The 21,924-nt window shown below is 68.4% G+C and carries 19 protein-coding genes, 1 pseudogene and 1 riboswitch; of the genes and pseudogenes, 19 read left to right on the top strand and 1 reads right to left on the bottom strand.

Annotation, left to right across the window (positions count from 1 at the left end; translation table 11 throughout):
* Window positions 1-107: 107 nt before the first annotated feature.
* The 17 genes and pseudogenes from PMI12_RS10590 to PMI12_RS10510 all read left to right on the top strand — a co-directional run bounded on the left by PMI12_RS10590 (window position 108) and on the right by PMI12_RS10510 (window position 17,466).
* The gene (locus PMI12_RS10590) at window positions 108-1,079 is read left to right on the top strand and encodes an ABC transporter substrate-binding protein (RefSeq protein ID WP_007831958.1); all 972 of its coding nucleotides are present in this window, start codon (window positions 108-110) and stop codon (window positions 1,077-1,079) included.
* Window positions 1,060-1,938: an ABC transporter permease gene (locus tag PMI12_RS10585; protein WP_007831956.1), complete on the top strand. Its 879-nt coding sequence runs from the start codon at window positions 1,060-1,062 to the stop codon at window positions 1,936-1,938. The genes PMI12_RS10590 and PMI12_RS10585 overlap by 20 nt, the downstream gene beginning before the upstream one ends.
* A complete protein-coding gene (locus tag PMI12_RS10580; protein ID WP_007831954.1) occupies window positions 1,923-2,717 on the top strand; it encodes an ABC transporter ATP-binding protein in 795 nt (264 codons plus the stop codon). Before PMI12_RS10585 ends, PMI12_RS10580 begins: the two co-directional genes overlap by 16 nt.
* 175 nt (window positions 2,718-2,892) lie before the next feature.
* Window positions 2,893-3,630 carry a histidine utilization repressor gene (gene hutC / locus PMI12_RS10575; protein WP_007831953.1) on the top strand — a complete coding sequence of 246 codons (738 nt, stop codon included), beginning with the start codon at window positions 2,893-2,895 and terminating at the stop codon, window positions 3,628-3,630.
* A gap of 59 nt (window positions 3,631-3,689) precedes the next feature.
* Window positions 3,690-5,252, top strand: coding sequence for a histidine ammonia-lyase (gene hutH, locus PMI12_RS10570; protein ID WP_007831951.1), 1,563 nt, complete (start codon window positions 3,690-3,692; stop codon window positions 5,250-5,252).
* 28 nt (window positions 5,253-5,280) lie between these two features.
* Window positions 5,281-7,006 (top strand): annotated as a pseudogene (hutU, locus tag PMI12_RS10565) (urocanate hydratase).
* Window positions 7,006-7,857: a phytanoyl-CoA dioxygenase family protein gene (locus PMI12_RS10560; protein ID WP_007831943.1), complete on the top strand. Its 852-nt coding sequence runs from the start codon at window positions 7,006-7,008 to the stop codon at window positions 7,855-7,857. Before hutU ends, PMI12_RS10560 begins: the two are co-directional and overlap by 1 nt.
* 130 nt (window positions 7,858-7,987) lie before the next feature.
* Window positions 7,988-8,722 carry an IclR family transcriptional regulator gene (locus tag PMI12_RS10555; RefSeq protein WP_007831941.1) on the top strand — a complete coding sequence of 245 codons (735 nt, stop codon included), beginning with the start codon at window positions 7,988-7,990 and terminating at the stop codon, window positions 8,720-8,722.
* Between the two features lie 51 nt (window positions 8,723-8,773).
* Window positions 8,774-9,526, top strand: coding sequence for a transporter substrate-binding domain-containing protein (locus tag PMI12_RS10550; protein WP_007831933.1), 753 nt, complete (start codon window positions 8,774-8,776; stop codon window positions 9,524-9,526).
* Between the two features lie 7 nt (window positions 9,527-9,533).
* Entirely contained in the window at window positions 9,534-10,202 is a 669-nt protein-coding gene (locus tag PMI12_RS10545; protein ID WP_007831931.1) for an amino acid ABC transporter permease, read from the top strand.
* A 47-nt stretch (window positions 10,203-10,249) separates the two neighbouring features.
* The gene (locus PMI12_RS10540; RefSeq protein ID WP_007831930.1) at window positions 10,250-10,822 is read left to right on the top strand and encodes a HutD/Ves family protein; all 573 of its coding nucleotides are present in this window, start codon (window positions 10,250-10,252) and stop codon (window positions 10,820-10,822) included.
* A gap of 24 nt (window positions 10,823-10,846) precedes the next feature.
* The gene (hutI, locus tag PMI12_RS10535) at window positions 10,847-12,097 is read left to right on the top strand and encodes an imidazolonepropionase (protein WP_042673177.1); all 1,251 of its coding nucleotides are present in this window, start codon (window positions 10,847-10,849) and stop codon (window positions 12,095-12,097) included.
* Entirely contained in the window at window positions 12,094-13,476 is a 1,383-nt protein-coding gene (locus PMI12_RS10530; protein WP_007831928.1) for a formimidoylglutamate deiminase, read from the top strand. Before hutI ends, PMI12_RS10530 begins: the two co-directional genes overlap by 4 nt.
* A gap of 6 nt (window positions 13,477-13,482) precedes the next feature.
* Entirely contained in the window at window positions 13,483-14,304 is an 822-nt protein-coding gene (hutG, locus tag PMI12_RS10525; RefSeq protein WP_007831927.1) for an N-formylglutamate deformylase, read from the top strand.
* A 79-nt stretch (window positions 14,305-14,383) separates the two neighbouring features.
* Window positions 14,384-15,547 (top strand): histidinol-phosphate transaminase, encoded by a 1,164-nt coding sequence (locus PMI12_RS10520; RefSeq protein WP_007831926.1) that lies wholly within the window; start codon window positions 14,384-14,386, stop codon window positions 15,545-15,547.
* Between the two features lie 71 nt (window positions 15,548-15,618).
* Window positions 15,619-16,674, top strand: a complete 1,056-nt coding sequence (locus tag PMI12_RS10515) for a homocysteine S-methyltransferase family protein (RefSeq protein WP_007831925.1) — start codon at window positions 15,619-15,621, stop codon at window positions 16,672-16,674.
* Window positions 16,675-16,746: 72 nt separating this feature from the next.
* The gene (locus PMI12_RS10510) at window positions 16,747-17,466 is read left to right on the top strand and encodes an SH3 domain-containing protein (RefSeq protein ID WP_007831923.1); all 720 of its coding nucleotides are present in this window, start codon (window positions 16,747-16,749) and stop codon (window positions 17,464-17,466) included.
* Between the two features lie 12 nt (window positions 17,467-17,478).
* On the opposite strand, the gene PMI12_RS10505 is transcribed toward PMI12_RS10510, so the two are convergent.
* Window positions 17,479-18,405 carry a LysR family transcriptional regulator gene (locus PMI12_RS10505; RefSeq protein WP_007831915.1) on the bottom strand — a complete coding sequence of 309 codons (927 nt, stop codon included), beginning with the start codon at window positions 18,403-18,405 and terminating at the stop codon, window positions 17,479-17,481.
* A 102-nt stretch (window positions 18,406-18,507) separates the two neighbouring features.
* Here PMI12_RS10505 and PMI12_RS10500 point away from each other — a divergent pair, with 102 nt between their 5' ends.
* Window positions 18,508-18,945, top strand: coding sequence for a PACE efflux transporter (locus PMI12_RS10500; RefSeq protein ID WP_007831914.1), 438 nt, complete (start codon window positions 18,508-18,510; stop codon window positions 18,943-18,945).
* A gap of 66 nt (window positions 18,946-19,011) precedes the next feature.
* A riboswitch (S-adenosyl-L-homocysteine riboswitch) is annotated at window positions 19,012-19,087 on the top strand.
* A gap of 79 nt (window positions 19,088-19,166) precedes the next feature.
* Entirely contained in the window at window positions 19,167-21,881 is a 2,715-nt protein-coding gene (gene metH / locus PMI12_RS10495; RefSeq protein WP_237726068.1) for a methionine synthase, read from the top strand.
* The last annotated feature ends 43 nt before the right edge of the window (window positions 21,882-21,924 follow it).

Here is a 21,924-nt window from a genome sequence, read left to right as displayed (position 1 = left end):
TCCTGTATATACAAGTTGGGGAGCTTGGCAACAATGCGAGGCGTGCGCAGCCCGGCCACCGAGGCGCGCCGCCGAGCCATCTCTCAAGAACGGAACCAGGAGTACCCATGGTCAAGACGACGGTAGTTGTGAAAGTCGCTTCGCTGCTGGCAGCAGGTGCATGTGCAGCGGGCATGGCCGGAACGGCCGCCGCCCAGGAAACCAAGATCGCGCTCGGCATGTCCGGCTGGACCGGCTTCGCGCCGCTCTCGCTGGCCGACAAGGCGGGCATCTTCAAGAAGAACGGCCTGGACGTCGACCTCAAGATGATTCCGCAGAAGGACCGCCACCTGGCGCTCGCGTCCGGCGCCATCCAGTGCGCGGCCACCACGGTCGAGACGCACGTGGCCTGGAACGCCAACGGCGTGCCCATCGTGCAGATCTTCCAGATGGACAAGTCCTACGGCGCCGACGGCATCGCGGTGCGCAACGACGTGAAGAGCTTCGCCGACCTCAAGGGCAAGACCATCGGCGTGAGCGCCCCCGGCACCGCGCCCTACTTCGGCCTGGCCTGGATGCTCAGCAAGAACGGCATGACCCTGAAGGACGTGAAGGTGGTCTCGCTCGAGCCGCAGCCCGCCGCGCAAGCTTTCGTGGCCGGCCAGAACGACGCCGCCATGACCTACGAGCCGTACCTCTCGACCGTGCGCGCCAACCCCGCCGCCGGCAAGATCCTGGCCACCACGCTCGACTACCCGATGGTGATGGACACCGTCGGCTGCGCGCCCACCTGGCTCAAGGCCAATCCCAAGGCCGCCGCCGCGCTCACCAAGTCGTACTTCGACGCGCTCGACATGATCAAGGCCGAGCCCGAAAAAGCCAACGAACTCATGGGCTCGGCCGTCAAGCAGAGCGGCGAGCAGTTCGCCAAGTCGTCCGCCTACCTGCGCTGGCAGGACAAGGCGGCCAACCAGAAGTTCTTCTCGAGCGAACTCACGACCTTCATGAAGGAAGCCGCGGCCATCCTGCTGGAAGCCGGCGTGATCCGCAAGGCGCCTGAAGACTACGCGGTGACCTTCGATGCAAGCTACGTCAAGTAAGGCGCTGCCGCAGGTGCCGCCGCGCGCGGCATCGGCCTCCACCGCCGTCTCCTCTCTGCCCGTGGCGCCCGTGCGGCGCCGCGCATTCGCGCCGCTCGAACCCGTCAGTGCGCGTGCCCGCGTGCTGCTCGGGCTCGGCTTCTTCGTCGTGTTCGTGCTGGTGTGGTCGCTGGCCACGCTCGGCGGCTTCGTGTCGCCGACCTTCCTCGCCAGTCCGCCGACCATGGTCAAGGAAGGCTGGCTGCTCTTCACCGAGTACGGCTTCATCGGCGATATCGGCATGACCGTGTGGCGCGTGTTCGGCGGCTTCCTGCTGGCGGCCGTGTTCGCGGTGCCGCTGGGCATCGCGATGGGCACCTGGAAGACCGTCGAGGCCTTCTTCGAGCCCTTCGTCTCGTTCTGCCGCTACCTGCCGGCCTCGGCCTTCATCCCGCTGCTGATCCTGTGGGCGGGCCTCGGCGAAATGCAGAAGCTGCTGGTGATCTTCATCGGCTCCTTCTTCCAGGTCGTGCTGATGGTGGCCGTCACCGTGGGCGGCGCGCGGCGCGACCTCGTCGAGGCCGCATACACGCTGGGCGCGAACAGCCGCGGCATCGTGGCGCGCGTGCTCATTCCGGGCGCCGCACCAGGCATCGCCGAGACGCTGCGGCTCGTGCTCGGCTGGGCATGGACCTACGTGATCGTGGCGGAGCTGATCGGCTCCTCGTCCGGCATCGGCCACATGATCACCGACAGCCAGGCGCTCTTGAACACCGGGCAGATCATCTTCGGGATCATCGTGATCGGTGTCATCGGCCTGTTGTCCGACTTCGCTTTCAAGGCGCTCAACCGCCGTCTGTTCGCATGGGCCGCACTGTGAAGAACCAACTTTCCATCCAGGGCGTCTCGCGCGTCTTCACCGGCACCAAGGGCCAGCGCACGCAAGCGCTGCAGCCGATCGACTTCGAGGTGAAGGAGAACGACTTCGTCACCATCCTCGGCCCCTCGGGCTGCGGCAAGTCGACGCTGCTGCGCATCGTGGCGGGGCTCGACTTCCCGACCACCGGCCAGGTGATGCTCGACGGCGAGCGCATCGAAGGCCCGGGCGCCGATCGCGGCGTGGTGTTCCAGAGCTACACGCTCTTTCCGTGGCTCACGGTGGCGCAGAACATCCGCTTCGGCCTGCGCGAGCGCGGCATGAGAGAGGCCGACCAGAAGGAGCGCAGCGAGTTCTTCATCGCCAAGGTGGGGCTGCGCGGCTTCGAGAATCACTTTCCGAAGCAGCTCTCGGGCGGCATGCAGCAGCGCACCGCCATTGCGCGCGCGCTGGCCAACGACCCCAAGATGCTGCTGCTCGACGAGCCCTTCGGTGCGCTCGACAACCAGACCCGCGTGCTGATGCAGGAGCTGTTGCTCGGCATCTGGGAGTCGGCGCGCAAGACGGTGCTGTTCGTCACGCACGACATCGACGAGGCGATCTTCATGGCCAACCGCGTGGCGGTGTTCAGCGCGCGGCCGGGGCGCATCAAGACCGAGATCGCGGTCGATTTTCCGCATCCGCGCAGCTACACCATCAAGACCTCGCCGGAGTTCATGGACATCAAGGCGCGGCTGACGGAAGAGATTCGCGCGGAGTCGATGGCGGCTGCGGAGCATTGAGGATGGCGCCTTGCCTTCATTCCGTTGTGCTTGGCGTGCGCCGCTGTTCGGTGCGCGCCCACGCCGGCACGGCGGCCTTTGAGCGAAGCGGGGGACATTCGCGCAGGGGAGTACCCGGCGGCCTGTGCACGCGCCCCGAACAGCAGCGCTCAAAACAAGAGCTACAACAGCAAGCATGAAACGCGACCTCCCCACCCTCGCGCTCTACGCGCAAGTCAAGGATCACATCTCCCGCAAGATCCAGGACGGCACGTGGCCGCCCGGACACCGCCTGCCCTCGGAGCATGAACTGGTCGCGCAGTTCGGCATGGCGCGCATGACGGTGAACCGTGCGCTGCGCGAGCTGGTGGAACAGGGCCGCATCGTGCGCGTGGCCGGGGTCGGCAGCTTCGTCGCCGAAAACAAGCCGCAGTCCACGTTGCTGCAGATCGCCAACATCGCCAGCGAAATCCGCCAGCGCGGACACGACTACCGCTGCGACATGATCGAGGTCGAGCGCATCGCCGCCTCGCCCGACGTGGCCGCGTGGCTCGACATGCGCGCCGGCACCTCGGTGTTCCACAGCGTGTGCCTGCACCTCGAGAACGGCACGCCCGTGCAGCTCGAAGAGCGCTACGTCAATCCGCAGGTCGTGCCCGACTACCTCGAACAGGACTTCAGCGCCATGCCGCCCAGCGAGTACCTGGTGCGCAACGTGCCCTTCGATCAGATCGAACACGTGGTCGATGCCGTGCTGCCCAACCAGGAACAGGCCGACAGGCTCGCCATGGAACCCACAGCCCCCTGCCTCCTGCTCACGCGCCGCACCTGGTCACGCAACACACCCGTGACCTGGGTGCGCTGCCTGCACCCGGCCTCGCGCTACAGCCTGGGCAGCCGTTTCAAGGCAGACGGCAACCCTAGCTTCGGTTGATTTTTTCGTCCTCAGAGGCCTCAGTTTTCACTCGCAACTACTTGTATAGACAGGTTCACATGCCAAGCAAACACACCGCCATTTCCAATGCCTCCTCCTTGACCCTCACGCCCGGCCAGGTCGATCTGGCGATGCTGCGACGCATCCAGGCCGGCGGCGTGCAGCTGTCGCTCGACCCCTCGGTGCGCGACGGCATGCTTCGCGCCGGGGCCGCCGTGCGCCACATCGTCGAGAACGACCAGGTCGTCTACGGCATCAACACCGGCTTCGGCAAGCTCGCGAGCACGCGCATCGGCAACGACCACCTGGCGGAACTGCAGCGCAACCTCGTGCTGTCGCACAGCGTGGGCACGGGCGAGCCATTGGCGGCACCGGTGGTGCGCATGGTGCTCGCGACCAAGGCGGTGAGCCTGGCGCGTGGCCATTCGGGCGTGCGCCCGGCGCTGGCCGACGCGCTGCTGGCGCTGTTCAATGCGGGCGTCATGCCGCGCATTCCGGCCAAGGGCTCGGTCGGCGCGTCAGGCGACCTCGCGCCGCTCGCGCACCTGGCCTGCGTGCTGATCGGCGAAGGCGAGGCCACGCTGGCCGACGGCACTGTGGTCAGCGGTGCGCAGGCGATGAAGAGCATCGGCCTCGCGCCCTTCGTGCTCGGCCCCAAGGAAGGCCTGGCGCTGCTCAACGGCACGCAAGTGTCGACCGCGCTCGCGCTGTTCGGCCTGTTCGGCGCGGAAGACGTGTTCGCGTCGTCGCTGATGTCGGGTGCGCTGTCGCTCGAGGCCATCCAGGGCTCGATCAAGCCCTTCGACGCGCGCATTCATGCGGCGCGCGGCCAGCTGGGCCAGATCGCCGTCGCGGACGCAGTGCGCACGCTGCTCGAAGGCAGCGAGATCGTTCCCTCGCATGCCGACTGTGGCCGCGTGCAGGACCCGTATTCGGTGCGCTGCATCCCGCAGGTGATGGGCGCCTGCCTCGACAACCTCGCGCACGCCGCGCGTGTGCTGGTGATCGAAGCGAATGCCGCGTCGGACAACCCGCTCGTGTTCTGCGACACCGGCGAAGTCATCTCGGGCGGCAACTTCCACGCCGAGCCCGTTGCCTTCGCGGCCGACATCATTGCGCTGGCCATCAGCGAAGTCGGCGCCATCGCAGAGCGCCGCATCGCGCTGCTGCTCGACACCGGCCTGTCGGGCCTGCCGCCGTTCTTGGTGCGCGACGGTGGCCTCAATTCCGGTTTCATGATCGCGCAAGTCACGGCCGCAGCATTGGCCTCGGAGAACAAGTCGCTCGCGCACCCCGCCAGCGTCGACAGCCTGCCGACCTCGGCCAACCAGGAAGACCACGTGTCGATGGCCACCTTCGCGGGCCGCCGCCTGGGCGACATGGTCAACAACACGGCTGTGGTCGTCGGCATCGAAGCGATGGCCGCCGCGCAAGGCATCGAACTCAAGCGCAAGCTCAAGAGTTCGCCGCTGGTGGAGGCCGAATTCGCCGCCATTCGCCAGAAGGTCGCTTTCCTCGAAACCGACCGCTACCTCGCGCCCGACATCGAAGCCATGCGCCAGTGGGCGCTGAAGGCCGAGCTGCCGGCCGCGCTGCTCGACATCCTGCCCAGTCACTCGTAAAACATCCCCCGACAAGGAAAACCACGCCATGAACGCACCCGACAAGATCGACCTGAACAAATCCACCGGTTCCGACCCGCGCCATGACCCGACCCGCGTGATCCGCGCCCCGCGCGGCACCGAGCTCAACTGCAAGAGCTGGCTCACCGAAGCCCCGTTCCGCATGCTGCAGAACAACCTCGACGCCGAGGTCGCCGAGCGCCCGCAAGACCTGGTGGTGTACGGCGGCATCGGCCGCGCCGCGCGCAACTGGGCCTGCTACGACCAGATCCTCGCGTCGCTGAAAGAGCTGAACGACGACGAGACGCTGCTCATCCAGTCGGGCAAGCCGGTCGGCGTGTTCAAGACGCACGAGAACGCACCGCGCGTGCTGCTGGCCAACTCGAACCTCGTGCCGAAGTGGGCCAACTGGGAGCACTTCAACGAGCTCGACCGCCAGGGCCTCTTCATGTACGGCCAGATGACCGCGGGCAGCTGGATCTACATCGGCAGCCAGGGCATCGTGCAGGGCACCTTCGAAACCTTCGTCGAAGCCGGCCGCCAGCACTACAACAACAGCCTCGCGGGCAAGTGGATCCTCACGGCCGGCCTCGGCGGCATGGGCGGCGCGCAGCCGCTGGCGGCCACGCTGGCGGGCGCCGTCTCGCTCAACATCGAGTGCCAGCAGTCGAGCATCGACTTCCGCCTGCGCACACGCTACGTCGACAAGCAGGCGCGCGACGTCGACCACGCGCTCGAACTCATCCAGCAGCACTGCGATGCGAAGGAAGCGGTGTCGATCGCGCTGCTCGGCAATGCCGCCGACATCCTGCCCGAACTCGTGAAGCGCGCGAAGGCCGGCGGCTTGAAGCCCGACCTCGTGACCGACCAGACCTCCGCGCACGACCTGATCAACGGCTACCTGCCTTCGGGCTGGAGCGTGCCGCAATGGCAGGCCGCGATGAAAGACCCGTCGCAGCACGACGCGCTCAAGAAGGCGGCCGCGAAATCATGCGCCGTGCACGTGCAGGCCATGCGACTTCCAGGCCATGGGCATCCCCACGGTCGACTACGGCAACAACATCCGCCAGGTCGCGTTCGACGAAGGCGTGAAGAACGCCTTCGACTTCCCGGGCTTCGTGCCGGCCTACATCCGCCCGCTGTTCTGCGAAGGCAAGGGCCCGTTCCGCTGGGTCGCGCTCTCGGGCGACCCGGAAGACATCTACAAGACCGACGCCAAGATCAAGGAGCTGTTCCCCGAGAACAAGCACACCCACCGCTGGCTCGACATGGCCCGCGAGCGCATCGCCTTCCAGGGCCTGCCGGCGCGCATCTGCTGGCTGGGCCTGGGCGAGCGCCACATCGCGGGCCTGGCCTTCAACGAGATGGTGAAGAACGGCGAGCTGAAGGCGCCGATCGTCATCGGTCGCGACCACCTGGACACCGGTTCGGTCGCCAGCCCGAACCGCGAGACCGAAGCCATGAAGGACGGCACCGATGCCGTGAGCGACTGGCCGCTGCTCAACGCGCTGCTCAACACCGCGGGCGGCGCCACCTGGGTCAGCCTGCACCATGGCGGCGGCGTGGGCATGGGCTACTCGCAGCACTCGGGCGTGGTGATTGTGTGCGACGGCACCGATGCGGCCGCCAAGCGCATCGAGCGCGTGCTGTTCAACGACCCGGCCACCGGCGTGATGCGCCATGCCGACGCGGGCTACGACATCGCGGTCGCCACCGCGAAGAAGCAGGGGCTCAAGCTGCCGATGGTGAAGTGATGGCGGGCGTCGTTCTCCCCGACGCCCAGGAACTGCAGCGCCGCGTGCAGGCGCGCGTGGACGACGCACTCGTCGCGCAGTTTCAGCGCGACGGCGCGGTGTGCATCCGTCAGTTGCTCACGGCCGACGAGCTGGCGCTGCTGCGCGATGGCATCGAGGCCAACCTCGCGGCACCCAGTCCGCGCGCCAAGATCGCGAGCCGGCCCGACGACCCGGGCCGCTTCTTCGAGGACTTCTGCAACTGGCAGGACATCGACGCCTTCCGCCGCTTCATCTTCGAGGCGCCGCTCGCGCAACTGGCGCAGCGGCTCATGGGATCGAACACCGTGCGGCTCTATCACGACCACCTGCTGGTCAAGGAGCCTGGTACCCGGCAGCGCACGCCGTGGCACCAGGACCAGCCCTACTACAACATCGAGGGCGAGCAGAACGTCAGCATGTGGATACCGGTTGATCCGGTGTCGCGTGCGGCCACGCTCGAGTTCGTGGCCGGCTCCCACAAGGGGCCGTGGCTGATGCCGCGCACCTTCATGGACAACCACGCCAAGTGGTTCCCCGAAGGCAGCCTGCAGGACCTGCCCGACATCGAGGGCGCGCGCGAGCGCTTTCCCATCGTGGGCTGGAACATCGAGCCCGGCGACTTCGTCTGCTTCCACATGCTCACGCTGCATGCGGCCGCTGGCGTCGAGGGGCCGAACCGGCGCCGCGTGTTCTCGGTGCGTTTTTTGGGCGACGACATCCGCCATGCGCCGCGCAGCTGGAAGACCTCGCCCGATTTCCCCGGCCTCGCCGAGCGGCTGCCGGCCGGTGCGCCGATGGACGATCCGCTCTTTCCCCTGCTGGTGGGTTGAGAAGGTAAGACGAAGGTAGAAAGAAAAAACGCGGCCATTCCCACTCCGTGGGAATCCACGCTTGGAAGTGAGAACGGCGAGCAAGATACTGCACGCCGCATCCACTTTCGACCTCCAGCGATTGCTTCCGATGACGCCCCCGATCGACGCCCCCGCCCACAACGACCGCGCCCTGTTCGTGCTGTCGGTGCTGGCGCAAAGCAAGGCGGCGATGACAGCGGCCGAGCTGGTGCAGGCCACCGGCCTGTCGCAGAGCACGCTGTACCGGCAGATCGCCACGCTGCGCCGCTGGGGCTTCGTGATGGAGTCCGATGGCCGCTACTCGCCGGGCCCGGTGAGCGTGCAGCTCGCCACCGGCTTCGACGGCAACTCCGACCTCGTGATGGCCGCGCGTGCCGACATGCGGGCGCTGGCCCAGCAGACGCACGAGAGCGTGGCGCTGGTCACGGCCGTGAACGAGCGCGTCGTGTGCCTGGAGATGATCGACAGCGAGCAGTCGCTGCGCTGCTCCTTCGACCGCGGCCGCAGCGTGCCCGCGCGTGACGGCGCCAGCGCCAAGTGCCTGCTGGCCCACATGCCGCTCGACCAGCGCGACGCCCTGCTCGACGGGCTCGGCGAAAGCCCCGAACGCCGCGCCGAACGCGCCGCCGAGCTCGACGCCATCCGCGAGGCCGGCCATGCCGTGACGCACGGCGAGGTCGATGCCGGCGTCTGGGGCGCGAGCGCGCCGGTGCTCGCCCCGGGACGGCACCTGCGCGGCGCGATCACGCTCATGGCGCCGCTCACGCGCGTCGAGGGCATGGAAGCTGCATTGCTCCACATGACCGTCGTCACGGCGGCGCGCATCTCGCGGGCGCTGCAGTAGCCGCGTCTCTCCTTTTCTTCCTCCTTCATCCTCACCACGAAAGCTCCTGCCATGAACACCCGCCGCTCTCTCGTCGCCGCCGCACTCTCCGGCCTTGCCATCCTCGGTTTCGCGGGTGCCGCGCATGCGCAGGGCGAGCCGCTGCGCGTGGCCACCGACGCCACCTTCCCGCCAATGGAATTCGTGGAGAACGGCAAGCGCACCGGCTTCGACGTGGAGCTGGTCGAGGCCATCGGCCAGACACTGGGCCGCAAGATCGAGTGGATCGACATCGACTTCAAGGGCCTCGTGCCGGGCCTGATCTCGAAGCGCTTCGACATGGCCGTCTCGGCCATCTACATCACCGACGAGCGCAAGAAGGTCGTCGATTTCACCGCGCCGTACTACGCGGGCGGCCTCGTCGTGATGGTGAAGGACGGCAACACGGCGATCAAGGCGCCGGCCGACATCAACGGCAAGAAGGTCAGCGTGCAGGTGGGCACCAAGTCGGTGGCCTACACCAAGGAGAAATTCCCGCAGGTGCAGCTGATGGAAGTCGAGAAGAACCAGGAGATGTTCAACCTCGTCGACATCGGCCGCGCCGACGCCGCCGTGACCGGCAAGCCCGCCGCCTACCAGTACGTGCGCACGCGCGGTGGCCTCAAGGTGTTGCCCGAGCAGATCACCACCGAGGAATACGGCATGGCCATCCGCAAGGACACGCCCGAGCTCACCAAGGCCGTGAACGGCGCGATCGAAAAGCTCAAGGCCGACGGCACCTACGCAAAGATCGTGAGCAAGTGGTTCAGCGCGAGCGCCAAGTAAGCGAGCCATGGATTTCGATTTCTCGCCCGTCTGGCAGGGCTGGACCGACCTGCTGCGCGGCGCGCTCGTCACGGTGGAGATCACCGCGTGCGCGCTGGTGCTGGGCTGCGTGCTGGGCCTGCTGGTCGGCATCGGCCGGCTGAACCCGAAGCGGCGCTGGCTCTACGGCGCGTGCACCGCCTACGTGGCGGCCATCCGCGGCACGCCGCTGCTGGTGCAGCTGTTCATTTTGTTCTTCGGCCTGCCGCACTTCGGCATCCTGCTGCCGGCCTTCCTGTGCGGCGTGCTGGGGCTCGGTGTGTATTCGGGTGCGTACGTATCGGAGATCGTGCGCGGCGCGATCCAGTCGATCGACAAGGGCCAGACCATGGCGGCGCAGTCGCTGGGCATGACGCCCGGCACGGCGATGCGCGAGATCGTGCTGCCGCAGGCGGTCGTGCGCATGATCCCGCCGCTGGGCAACGAGTTCATCGCGCTCATCAAGAACTCGGCGCTGGTGTCGCTGCTGACGATTCACGACGTGATGCACGAGGGGCAGAAGATCATCAGCGTGTCGTACCGCTCGCTGGAGGTGTACCTGGCCATCGCCGTCGTGTACTTCGTGCTCACGGGCACGATGACGCTGGTGCTGCGGCATTTCGAGCAGAAACTGCGGCAGGGCGGGTTGATGCGATGAGCGCGGGTTCCGTATTTGCATTTCTTCCTCCCCCTCTGGAGGTGGGCATGAGCGGCGTACAGCATTTCTCCCGCAGCACACTCCCGGTCACCCCCTGGAAAAACGGCGGCGGCACCACGCAGGAGATCGCCAGCTGGCCGCAAGGCGCGGCGCTCGACGGCTTCGGCTGGCGCGTGAGCATCGCGACCATTGCCGCGGCCGGACCGTTCTCGGTGTTCGAGGGCATCGACCGCAGCATCATGCTGCTGGAGGGCGATGGCGTTCGCCTGTTCACGCACGACGGGCGCATCAGCCACTGGCTCGACGCACCGCATCGGCCCTTCGCCTTCAGCGGCGACGACGCGATCGACTGCACGCTGCTCGGCGGCGCATCGAACGACTTCAACGTGATGACGCGGCGCGGGCAGTGGCGTGCCGATGTGCAGGTGCTGGACCGCGCGTCGGCCGTCGATGCGGCGCCGCACGGCGTGCTGCTCGCCTTGCGCGGCACCTGGCGCCTGAACGAAGAGGCCTGCCGCGAGGGCGAGGGCCTGTGCTGGACCGACGCGGCCCATGCATGGCGCGCGACACCCGAGAGCGACGGCGCGCGGCTGGTGGCGGTTCGAATCCTGCCGGCGTAACCCGCAGAAAGAAAGATGACGATGATGAAACCTGTCAGCGAATATCCCTCGGCCGACGGCCTCTGGACCGGCCTGCGCCTTGCGCCCGATGCCGCACCCGGCGTGGCGCTGGAAGACGGCGTCGAGGCCGCCATCGTGGTCATTCAGGGCGCGATCCGCTGGGCCGGCGCACGCGACGCGCTGCCGGCCGAATTTGCGGCACTGCCCACCCACGACGGCGGCGGAGCGCTCGTCACGCCCGGCCTCGTCGATTGCCACACGCACCTCGTCTACGGCGGCCAGCGCGCCAACGAATTCGCGATGCGGCTCGCAGGCGCCACGTACGAAGAAGTGGCCAAGGCCGGCGGTGGCATCGTGTCGTCGGTGCGCGCCACGCGCGAGGCCGATGAGGACACGCTCTTCGCACAGGCCGCGCCGCGGCTCGAACAGCTGCTGGCCGATGGCGTCTGCGCCATCGAGATCAAGTCGGGCTACGGGCTGTCGCTGGAACACGAGCGCAAGCAGCTGCGCGTGGCACGGCGGCTGGGCGAAGCCTATGGCGTGACGGTGCGCACCACCTTCCTCGGCGCGCATGCGTTGCCGCCCGAATACGCGAACCGCAGCGGCGACTACATCGACCTCGTCTGCCGCGAGATGCTGCCGGCGCTCGCGGCCGAGGGGCTGGTCGATGCGGTCGACGTGTTCTGCGAGCGCATCGCCTTTTCGCTCGCGGAAACCGAGCAGGTCTTCCAGGCCGCGCAGGCGTTGGGCCTGCCGGTGAAGCTGCATGCCGAGCAGCTGTCGGACATGGGCGGCGCGGCATTGGCCGCGCGCTACGGTGCGCTGTCGTGCGACCACATCGAACACCTGTCGGCCGACGGCATCGAGGCGATGCGCCGGTCGGGCACCGTGGCCGTGCTGCTGCCCGGCGCCTACTACACCCTGCGCGACACGCACCTGCCGCCGATCGACGCGCTGCGCGCCGCCGGCGTGCCGATGGCCGTGTCCACCGACCACAACCCCGGCACCTCGCCGGCATTGAGCCTGCTGCTGATGGCGAACATGGCCTGCACGCTGTTTCGGCTGACGGTGCCCGAGGCACTGGCCGGCATCACGCGGCATGCGGCGCGTGCGCTGGGCCTGCAGGCCACGCACGGCGCGATCGCCGAAGGCATGCCCGCCAACTTCGTGTTGTGGAACGTGCGCGAGGCGGCCGAGCTGGCGTACTGGTTCGGCCAGCAACCCGTGCGCACCGTGGTGCGCCAAGGCCGCATCGCGGCAGGAGTCCAGGCATGACACAAACGCTTTTCGCAGCCGACGCGCTGCTGCCCGAAGGCTGGGCGAAGAACGTCCTGCTGGCATGGAACGACGCCGGCCGGCTCACGCAGGTGCAGGCCGGCGCGCAACGCCCCGCCGACGCGCAAACTGTCAAAGGCCCGCTGATCCCCGGCATGCCCAACCTGCATTCGCACGCCTTCCAGCGCGCCTTCGCGGGCCTGACCGAGCACCGCGCCGAGCAGCACGACAGCTTCTGGAGCTGGCGCACGCTGATGTACCGCTTTGCCGCACGCCTCGGCCCGCAGCACATGGAAGCCATCGCGACCTGGCTCTATGCCGAGATGCTCGAAGCCGGCTACACGAGCGTGTGCGAGTTCCAGTACGTGCACCACGACGCCGACGGCCGCCCCTATGCCGACGACGCGACCCTGAGCCTTGCGCTGCTGCGTGCTGCGCGCAAGGCCGGCATCGGCTTCACGCTGCTGCCGGTGCTCTACCAGACCGGCGGCTTCGGCGACGTGCCGCCCACGGAAGGGCAGCGCCGCTTCATCAGGTCGACCGACTCGATGCTGCGCCTGCTCGACGCATTGAAGCCAGCGTGCGACGAACAGGGGGCTCGGCTCGGCATGGCGCCGCACTCGCTGCGCGCCGTGCCGCCCGAGGCGCTGCGCGATGCGATCGCGGGGCTCGAAGCCATCGACCGCACCGCCCCCATCCACATCCACATCGCCGAGCAGACGAAGGAAGTGGACGACTGCGTGGAGTGGAGCGGGTTGCGCCCGGTCGAGTGGCTGCTTGACCATGCACCGGTCGATGCGCGCTGGTGCCTTGTCCATGCAACGCACATGAACGCCGCCGAGTACGAGTACGCCGCCAAGAGCGGCGCGGTCGCGGGCCTCTGCCCGACGACCGAGGCCAATCTGGGCGACGGCATCTTCGACTTTCCCCAGTGGCGCAGCCATGGCGGCGCGTGGGGCGTGGGCTCCGACAGCCACGCCAGCGTCAACGCGGCCGAAGAACTGCTGATGCTCGAATACGGCCAGCGCCTGTCGCGGCGGCAGCGCAACGTCGGCGCGAGCGCGGTGCAGCCGCATGTCGCGACCGCGTTCACGCTCGAGGCGGTGCAGGGCGGGGCGCAAGCCTCGGGCCGTGCCGTCGGCGGGCTGGCCGTGGGGCAGCAGGCCGACTTCGTCGTGCTCGATGCCGCGCACCTCGCGCTGCAGGGCCTGTCGGCGCCCGACATGCTCTCGGCCCACGTTTTCGCGAGCCACCGCACCTCCGCCATCGACAGCGTCTGGGCCGCGGGCCGCGCGCGTGTGGCGGCCGGACGCCACACGCTGCATGACGACGCCGCGGCCGCCTTCGTGGCCGCGCGCACCCAACTTCTCAAGGACTGAATTCCCATGGCCTTCACGACCACCGAACCCGCCTTCCGCTTCCGCCAGGGCACACGCCCGCTGCTGATCTCGATGCCGCACGTCGGCACCCACGTGCCGCCCGCGCTCGCCGCCCGCTTCACCGACGAAGCGCGCCACGTGCCCGACACCGACTGGCACCTCGAACGGCTCTACGACTTCGCCGATGAACTGGGCGCCTCGGTGCTCGCGGCCACGCACTCGCGCTACGTGGTCGACCTGAACCGTCCGCCGGACGGCGCGAGCCTGTACCCGGGCCAGAGCGTCACCGGCCTGTGCCCCGTCGACACCTTCGACGACACGCCGGTCTACGCCAACCCTGCCGACGTGCCGGACGACGACGAAGTCGCCGCGCGCCGCGATGCGATCTGGGTGCCGTACCACCGGCAGCTGCGGGCCGAGCTCGACCGCCTGAAGGCCGCGCACGGCACCATCGCGCTGTGGGACGCGCACTCGATCCGCTCGGTGCTGCCGCGCTTCTTCGAGGGCAAGCTGCCCGACCTGAACCTCGGCACCGCCAACGGCGCGAGCTGTGACCCGGCGCTGGCCGAAACGCTGCTCGGCATCGCGAAATCGGCCACGGGCTACACCGGCGTGCTCAACGGCCGCTTCACGGGCGGCCACATCACGCGCCAGTACGGGAATCCGGCCGGCGGCGTGCACGCGGTGCAGCTGGAGATGACGCAGTCGAGCTACATGCAGGAGCAGTTGCCGTTCGACTACCTGCCCGAGGTGGCGGCGGGCGTGCAACCGCATGTGCGCAGGATGCTGGAGGCGGTGCTCGGTTTCGTCGAAGGCCGCCGCGGGTGAACGCACCGGACTTTCTCGCTGCGCCCGGCCAGGCACTCGATTTCCTTCACCCGCTCCATCCCGGCAAGGTATTCGACCTGTGAACACAACCGCCATCCACGCCCTCGCACGCCCCGAAGTGCCGCCGCTGCCGCCCTACAACGCGGGCCTGTCCTCGGACGCCGTGCGCGCGCGCTACGGCGCCACCGAGATCGCGCGGCTCGCGAGCAACGAGAACCCGTACGGCGCCAGCCCCGCTGTGGCGCGCGCCCTGGTCGATCTGGCCGCGCGTGCTGGCACCTACCCCGACGCCAACTGCACCGCGCTGCGCGCCGCGATCGCCGGGCGCACGGGTGCGCAGCCCGCGCAGGTGGTGATCGGCAACGGCTCCGAGGACATCCTCCAGATGCTGTGCCAGGCGCTGCTCTCGCCAGGCGACCGCGTGCTCACGCAGCGCCCCGCCTTCGGGTTGCACGAGATCTACCCGCGCATGATGGGCGCACAGGTCGAGCTGCTGGCGCTCACGCCGGCGCTCGGCTTCGACCTCGATGCCTGGTGCGCGGCGCTGGCGCGCGGACCCAAGATGGTGATGCTGGCCAATCCCTCGAACCCGGTCGGCTGCATGTTCGATGCCGGCGACTTCGCGCGCCTGCTCGCGGCGGTGCCGGCGGGCACGCTGCTGGTGGTGGACGAGGCGTACCACGAGTACGCGCGGCTGGCGCCCGGCTATCCCGACGTGCTTTCGACGCTGCGCGCGTGGGAGGGGGCCGACGCAGCCGCAGGCCGTCCGTGGATCGTGCTGCGCACCTTCTCGAAGGCATGGGCGCTCGCGGGCCTGCGGGTGGGCTACGGCATCGCTTCCGACGAGGCGCTGGTGCAGCTGCTCGACCGGGTGCGCACGCCCTTCAACGTGAACCTCGCGGCGCAGGCCGCGGCGCTGGCGGCCTGGGGCGACGAGCCTCACATGGCGCGGGCGGTGGAGCGCACCGTGCGGCAGCGCGAGGTGCTGGCGGCGCAGCTTCGCACGCTCGCGCAGTCGGTCCTTCGGGGCCTGCGCATCGCGCCCTCGGCGGCCAACTTCCTGTTCGTCGACCTCGCACGGCCGAACGGGCCGGTCAACGAGGCGCTGCTGGCGCGCGGGATCATCGTCAAGCCCTGGAAGGAGCCGGGCTTCGAGACCTTCATCCGGGTGTCGGTGGGCACCGACGAGGAGAACGCGCGCTTCGTGCAGGCGCTGACCGAGATTGCGGGCGGGTCGGACTAGCGCCCCTGCGGCCGGGCCCGCCAAGACCCGCCCGGGAGCCGGGCCAGGCCGGGGTTTTTACAATCGCGGGAATGACGAAGCCCCTCACCTACACCCGCGGCCAGGCACTGCCCGGCATCCTCGCGCAACGCATCGCGATCCTCGACGGCGCGATGGGCACGATGATCCAGCGCTTCAAGCTCACCGAGGCGCAGTACCGCGGGGAGCGCTTCAAGGACTTCGAGCGCGACGTGAAGGGCAACAACGAGCTGCTCTCGCTCACGCGCCCCGACGTGATCCGCGACATCCACGAGGGCTACCTCGCGGCCGGCGCCGACCTGATCGAGACCAACACCTTCGGTGCGACCACCATCGCGCAGGAGGACTACAAGATGGCTCACCTCGCGCGCGAGATGAACCTCGAATCCGCCAGGCTGGCGCGCGCGGCCTGCGACAAGTTCAGCACGCCGGACAAGCCGCGCTTCGTGGCCGGCGCCCTCGGCCCGACCCCCAAGACGGCGAGCATCAGCCCCGACGTGAACGACCCGGGCGCGCGCAACGTCGATTTCGAAGCACTGCGCGCGGCCTACTACGAGCAGACCGAAGCGCTGGTCGAGGGCGGCGCCGACGTGATCCTGGTCGAGACCATCTTCGACACGCTCAACGCCAAGGCCGCGCTGTTCGCGGTCGACGAGTATTTCGACAACAGCGGCCAGCGCCTGCCGCTGATCATCAGCGGCACGGTGACCGATGCCTCCGGCCGCATCCTCAGCGGGCAGACCGTCACCGCCTTCTGGCACAGCGTGCGCCACGCGCAGCCGCTGGCCATCGGCCTGAACTGCGCGCTGGGCGCGGCGCTGATGCGGCCCTACATCCAGGAACTGTCGAAGGTGGCGGGCGACACCTTCATCAGCTGCTATCCGAACGCGGGCCTGCCCAATCCGATGAGCGAAACCGGCTTCGACGAGACGCCCGACGTCACCTCGCGCCTGCTGCACGAGTTCGCGGCCGAAGGGCTGGTGAACATCGTGGGCGGCTGCTGCGGCACCACGCCGGACCACATCGCGGCCATCGGCAAGGCGGTTGCGCCGGTCGCGGGCCGCGCACTGGGCAGCCACAACGCGGGTTTCTACCGCGAGGCTGCCTGATCGCGCCTCCGGCCGATTGACAGGCGCTCCTGCCCCGGCCTAGGCTGGCTGGCACAAGAACAGGAGCCCGCCATGAACACACTCGCCCCACGACGCTGGATCGGCATCGGCGCGCTTGCCCTGATCCTGCCGCTTGCGGCCGCGGCGCAGCAGGCCTTCACCCGCGGCACGGTCAACCTGCGCGCCGGCCCCTCGGGCGACTATCCGCTGGTGGCGCGGCTCGGGCCCGGCCAGCCGCTCGACGTGATCGGCTGCACCAGCGGCTATGGCTGGTGCGACGTGGTGCTGCCCGACGGCGGGCGCGGCTGGGTGTGGTCGCGCAGCCTCGACTACGCCTACCAGGAGCGGCGCGTGCCGCTGGCGACCTACGGCGCGGTGATCGGCGTGCCGATCATCAGCTTCGCGATCGGCAGCTACTGGGCCAGCTACTACCGCGACCGGCCGTGGTACGGCGAGCGGCGCTGGTGGGGCGGCCGCCCACCGCCACCCGTGGCGGGCTGGCGTCCGCCGCCGCCAGCCAGGCCGGCGTGGCAGCCGCGTCCCTGGCAGCCTGGCCCCGGGTTCCGGCCATCGGGCCCTGGATTCCGTCCGCCGCCGGACCCCGGCATCAGGCCGCCGCGGCCGCAGCCGAGCTTCCGTCCGGGGCCGGCGCCTGGCATGCCGCATTCGCATCCCGGTGGTGGCGGCGGACGACCGCACGGGGGTGGCGGTCATGGCGGGGGTGGCCATGGCGACGGGCACGGGGGTGGTCATGGCGGTGGCCATGGCGGCGGCCGCGGCCACGACCGCTGAAGAGGCCGGCAGCTAGTTTCCGCCGGTCTTGGGGCTGCACTCGCCGGGGGCTACCCGGTCTTTCCCTATCAGCGCCACGAAGCGCTGGGCTCCCAGCCCAAGTGGGCGCTCACGTGACCATACGACGTCCACCCACAGGTCCAGCCCGTTGCTGAGGTTCTCGAACGGAATCTCGACCAGCGCCCCGGCCGCCACGTGCGGCCGCGCGAAATTGCGTGGCAGCCAGCCCCAGCCCAGCCCGGCGGTGATCAGGCTCAGCGCGGCCAGCGCGTTGTCGGTGCGCCAGACGTGGCGCGCGAACACGAAGCGCGGATCGCTGTTGGCGAGGTCGCGGCCGGCCACGACGATCTGCCGGGTGTTCGTCAGGTGCTCCTCACGCAGCCGGCCGCCCGGCGCCGCGAGCAGCACCGGGTGGTCGGGCGCCATCACAGCCACCATCAGGTCGCTGCCGACTTCCTGGAAGCCTTCGCGGCCGTCGAGGCTCGGGCGCTCGAACACCAGCGCCAGCTGCGCGCGACCGCTGTGCAGCAGCGCCAATGCATCCGCTTGCGGGGCCGCCAGCACCTCCACCTGCAGCAGCGGGTGTTCGCGTGCCAGTTCGGCCAGCGGGCCGCTCCAGGGCGCGGCCAGCAGTTCGGGCGCGATGGCCAGCGTGAGCCGGTCTTCCAGCCCCTGGGTCAGCGCCAGCGCCTGCACCTGGAGCTGCCCGAGTTGTGCCGCCAGCAGCCGCGCCTGAGGCTCCAGCGAACGTGCCGCGGCCGTGGGCTGGGGCTCGCGGCCGCTGCGGTCGAACAGCGGCAGGGCGAGTTCGGCCTCGAGGTTGGCGATGGCCATGCTGACCGCCGATGGCACCTTGCGCAGCGCCCGCGCCGCGGCAGAGAAAGAACCGTGGTCGATCACGGCCAGGAAGACTTCGATGTTGTCGCTGGAGAAGGCCATGGCGCCCGATCTTTCAATAAAACTGAAACAAGTTAACTTTTTATATCAGCGGGTGACACATAAAGTCCAGACATCGCAGCCACGAACCAGGAGAAAAGCGTCATGCAGGGCATTCAGCGTCGCATCGTCTACATCACCCTTTACGAAGGCATCGCCATCGTCGCCGCCAGCGCCGGGCTGGCCTTGATGACGGACGCCGGCCTGGGCCATTCCGGCGTGCTGGCGGTGGCCGCCTCGGTCATCGCGGTGATCTGGAACCTGGTCTTCAACGCGCTCTTCGAGCGCTGGGAGTCGCGCCAGGCCGTGCGCGGGCGCAGCGTGCGCCGCCGCGTCGCCCATGCCATCGGCTTCGAGGGCGGGCTGATCGCCTTCCTGGTGCCGATGTTCGCCTGGGGCCTGGGCGTGTCGCTCTGGCAGGCGCTGGTGATGGACCTGGGGCTGGTGGTGTTTTTCCTGGTCTACACCTTCGTCTTCAACTGGGCTTTCGATCGCGTGTTCGGCCTGCCGGCTTCGGCCATGGGCGAGGCGCAACCCGCCTGAGCCGGCGGGCGGGAGCGGAAACGGGGGCTTTTACCTTGGCCGGTTGAATCGACCTAAAATGCACCACTTCCCAAGGAGCGTTGCAGCGGCGGGCCTCGCAGGCCGGCCGTCAGGCTTGGGGCGACAACGACGCTCGCCTGTCCGACTCTTCCGCAGGTGAGGCCATGTCCCAGATTCCCGCTCCAGCTACCCCCGATTCCGCCCCCGTTGTTCCCCCGCCCATGAAGCTGTCCGGCCTCGAACCGGTCGCCATCGGCGCGGGCACGCTGTTCGTCAACATCGGCGAGCGCACCAACGTCACCGGCTCCAAGGCCTTCGCGCGGATGATCCTGAACGGCCAGTTCGAAGAAGCCCTGGCCGTGGCGCGCCAGCAGGTCGAGAACGGCGCGCAGGTGATCGACATCAACATGGACGAGGCCATGCTCGACAGCAAGGCGGCGATGGTGCGCTTCCTCAACCTCATCGCCAGCGAGCCCGACATCGCGCGCGTGCCGGTGATGGTCGACAGCTCGAAGTGGGAGGTCATCGAGGCCGGCCTGCGCTGCATCCAGGGCAAGGGCATCGTCAACTCCATCTCCATGAAGGAGGGGGTCGACAAGTTCAAGCACGAGGCCAAGCTCGTGAAGCGCTACGGCGCCGCCGCCGTGGTCATGGCCTTCGACGAGAAGGGCCAGGCCGACACCTACGAACGCAAGATCGAGATCTGCGAGCGCGCCTACCGCATCCTGGTGGACGAGGTGGGCTTCCCGCCCGAGGACATCATCTTCGACCCCAACATTTTCGCGATTGCCACCGGCATCGAGGAGCACGACAACTACGCGGTCGACTTCATCAACGCCGTGCGCTGGATCAAGCAGAACCTGCCGGGCGCCAAGGTCTCGGGCGGCGTGAGCAACGTGAGCTTCAGCTTCCGCGGCAACGACCCGGTGCGCGAGGCGATCCACACCGTGTTCCTGTACCACGCCATCCAGGCGGGCATGGACATGGGCATCGTCAACGCCGGCATGGTGGGCGTGTACGACGACCTCGAACCCGAGCTGCGCGAGCGCGTCGAGGACGTGGTGCTGAACCGCCGTCCCGACGCTGGCGAGCGCCTCGTCGAGGTGGCCGAGACCGCCAAGAGCGGCGCGAAAGACGACAGCAAGAAGCTCGAATGGCGCGGCACGCCGGAGAACCCGGTGCCGGTCAACCAGCGCCTGTCGCACGCCATGGTGCACGGCATCACCGACTTCATCGTCGAAGACACCGAGGAGGCCTATCAGGCCATTCTGGCCAAGGGCGGCCGCCCGCTGCACGTGATCGAAGGGCCGCTGATGGACGGCATGAACATCGTGGGCGACCTGTTCGGCCAGGGCAAGATGTTCCTGCCGCAGGTGGTGAAGTCCGCCCGCGTCATGAAGTCGGCCGTGGCCCACCTCATTCCCTACATCGAGGAAGAAAAGCGCCAGGACGAGGCCGCGGGCCGCGACGTGCGCACCAAGGGCAAGATCATCATCGCCACCGTGAAGGGCGACGTGCACGACATCGGCAAGAACATCGTGACCGTCGTGCTCCAGTGCAACAACTTCGAAGTGGTGAACATGGGCGTGATGGTCCCGTGCCACGAAATTCTTGCGAAGGCGAAGGTCGAGGGTGCGGACATCGTGGGCCTGTCGGGCCTGATCACGCCGAGCCTCGAAGAGATGCAGTACGTGGCCGGCGAGATGCAGAAGGACGACCACTTCCGCATCAAGAAGATTCCGCTTCTGATCGGCGGCGCCACCACCAGCCGCGTGCACACGGCCGTGAAGATCGCGCCGCACTACGAAGGCCCCGTGGTCTACGTGCCCGACGCCTCGCGCAGCGTGAGCGTGGCGCAGTCGCTCCTGAGCGATCAGGCCACCGCCTACATCGACGAGATCAACGCCGACTACGACAAGGTGCGCCAGCAGCACGCCAACAAGAAGCAGGTGCCCATGTGGCCCCTCGCGAAGGCGCGCGCCAACAAGACGCCCGTCGATTTCGCGAACTACCTGCCGCCGGTGCCCAAGTTCATCGGCCGGCGCGTGTTCAAGAACTTCGACCTCACCGAGCTGGCCAAGTACATCGACTGGGGCCCGTTCTTCCAGACCTGGGACCTGGCCGGCCCGTTCCCCGCCATCCTGAAGGACGAGATCGTCGGCACCGAGGCCGTGCGCGTGTACGCCGACGGCCAGCGCATGCTCAAGCGCCTGATCGAAGGCCGCTGGCTCAGCGCCAGCGGCGTGGTCGGTTTCTGGCCCGCCAACACGGTGAACGACGACGACATCGAGCTCTACACCGACGAGACGCGCAGCGAAGTCGCGCTCACCTGGTACGGCATGCGCCAGCAGACCGAGAAGCAGGTGATCGACGGCGTGATGCGCCCGAGCCGCTGCCTCGCCGACTTCGTGGCGCCGAAGGACAGCGGCGTGAAGGACTACGTCGGCATGTTCGCCGTCACGGCCGGCCTGGGCGTCGAGAAAAAAGAGAAGTACTTCGTCGATGATCTCGACGACTACTCCGCCATCATGCTCAAGGCTTTGGCCGACCGATTGGCCGAGGCCTTCGCCGAGTCGCTGCACCACCGGGTGCGCACCGACCTCTGGGGCTACGCGAGCAACGAGAGCCTGAGCAACGACGACATGATCGCGGAGAAATACCGCGGCATCCGCCCCGCGCCCGGCTACCCGGCCTGCCCGGACCACAGCGTGAAGGGCCCGATGTTCGACCTTCTGGGTTGCGCGGACATTGGCATGACCCTGACGGAAAGCCTCGCTATGATGCCCGCCGCCAGCGTGAGTGGTTTCTACCTGAGTCACCCCGATTCGACGTACTTCAACGTCGGCAAGATCGGTCACGACCAGCTGCAGGACCAGGCCGCGCGGCGCAAGGAGAGCGAGTCCTATCTCGAGCGTCTGCTGGCGCCCAATCTTTGAACCTGCCGGCCGGCGCGGCCGCCCGGCGCCGGGAGTTGTTATT

The organism is Variovorax sp. CF313 (assembly GCF_000282635.1).
Lineage (GTDB): Bacteria > Pseudomonadota > Gammaproteobacteria > Burkholderiales > Burkholderiaceae_C > Variovorax.
The sequence above is the reverse complement of the archived record's forward strand: the minus strand, read 5'-3'. Positions and strand labels throughout refer to the sequence as shown.

Coding starts and splice junctions, on each gene's coding strand:
- PMI12_RS10590 (WP_007831958.1), top strand. CDS start 108: ATGGTCAAGACGACGGTAGTTGTGAAAGTCGCTTCGCTGCTGGCAGCA.
- PMI12_RS10585 (WP_007831956.1), top strand. CDS start 1,060: ATGCAAGCTACGTCAAGTAAGGCGCTGCCGCAGGTGCCGCCGCGCGCG.
- PMI12_RS10580 (WP_007831954.1), top strand. CDS start 1,923: ATGGGCCGCACTGTGAAGAACCAACTTTCCATCCAGGGCGTCTCGCGC.
- hutC (WP_007831953.1), top strand. CDS start 2,893: ATGAAACGCGACCTCCCCACCCTCGCGCTCTACGCGCAAGTCAAGGAT.
- hutH (WP_007831951.1), top strand. CDS start 3,690: ATGCCAAGCAAACACACCGCCATTTCCAATGCCTCCTCCTTGACCCTC.
- PMI12_RS10560 (WP_007831943.1), top strand. CDS start 7,006: ATGGCGGGCGTCGTTCTCCCCGACGCCCAGGAACTGCAGCGCCGCGTG.
- PMI12_RS10555 (WP_007831941.1), top strand. CDS start 7,988: ATGACGCCCCCGATCGACGCCCCCGCCCACAACGACCGCGCCCTGTTC.
- PMI12_RS10550 (WP_007831933.1), top strand. CDS start 8,774: ATGAACACCCGCCGCTCTCTCGTCGCCGCCGCACTCTCCGGCCTTGCC.
- PMI12_RS10545 (WP_007831931.1), top strand. CDS start 9,534: ATGGATTTCGATTTCTCGCCCGTCTGGCAGGGCTGGACCGACCTGCTG.
- PMI12_RS10540 (WP_007831930.1), top strand. CDS start 10,250: ATGAGCGGCGTACAGCATTTCTCCCGCAGCACACTCCCGGTCACCCCC.
- hutI (WP_042673177.1), top strand. CDS start 10,847: ATGAAACCTGTCAGCGAATATCCCTCGGCCGACGGCCTCTGGACCGGC.
- PMI12_RS10530 (WP_007831928.1), top strand. CDS start 12,094: ATGACACAAACGCTTTTCGCAGCCGACGCGCTGCTGCCCGAAGGCTGG.
- hutG (WP_007831927.1), top strand. CDS start 13,483: ATGGCCTTCACGACCACCGAACCCGCCTTCCGCTTCCGCCAGGGCACA.
- PMI12_RS10515 (WP_007831925.1), top strand. CDS start 15,619: ATGACGAAGCCCCTCACCTACACCCGCGGCCAGGCACTGCCCGGCATC.
- PMI12_RS10510 (WP_007831923.1), top strand. CDS start 16,747: ATGAACACACTCGCCCCACGACGCTGGATCGGCATCGGCGCGCTTGCC.
- PMI12_RS10505 (WP_007831915.1), bottom strand. CDS start 18,405: ATGGCCTTCTCCAGCGACAACATCGAAGTCTTCCTGGCCGTGATCGAC.
- PMI12_RS10500 (WP_007831914.1), top strand. CDS start 18,508: ATGCAGGGCATTCAGCGTCGCATCGTCTACATCACCCTTTACGAAGGC.
- metH (WP_237726068.1), top strand. CDS start 19,167: ATGAAGCTGTCCGGCCTCGAACCGGTCGCCATCGGCGCGGGCACGCTG.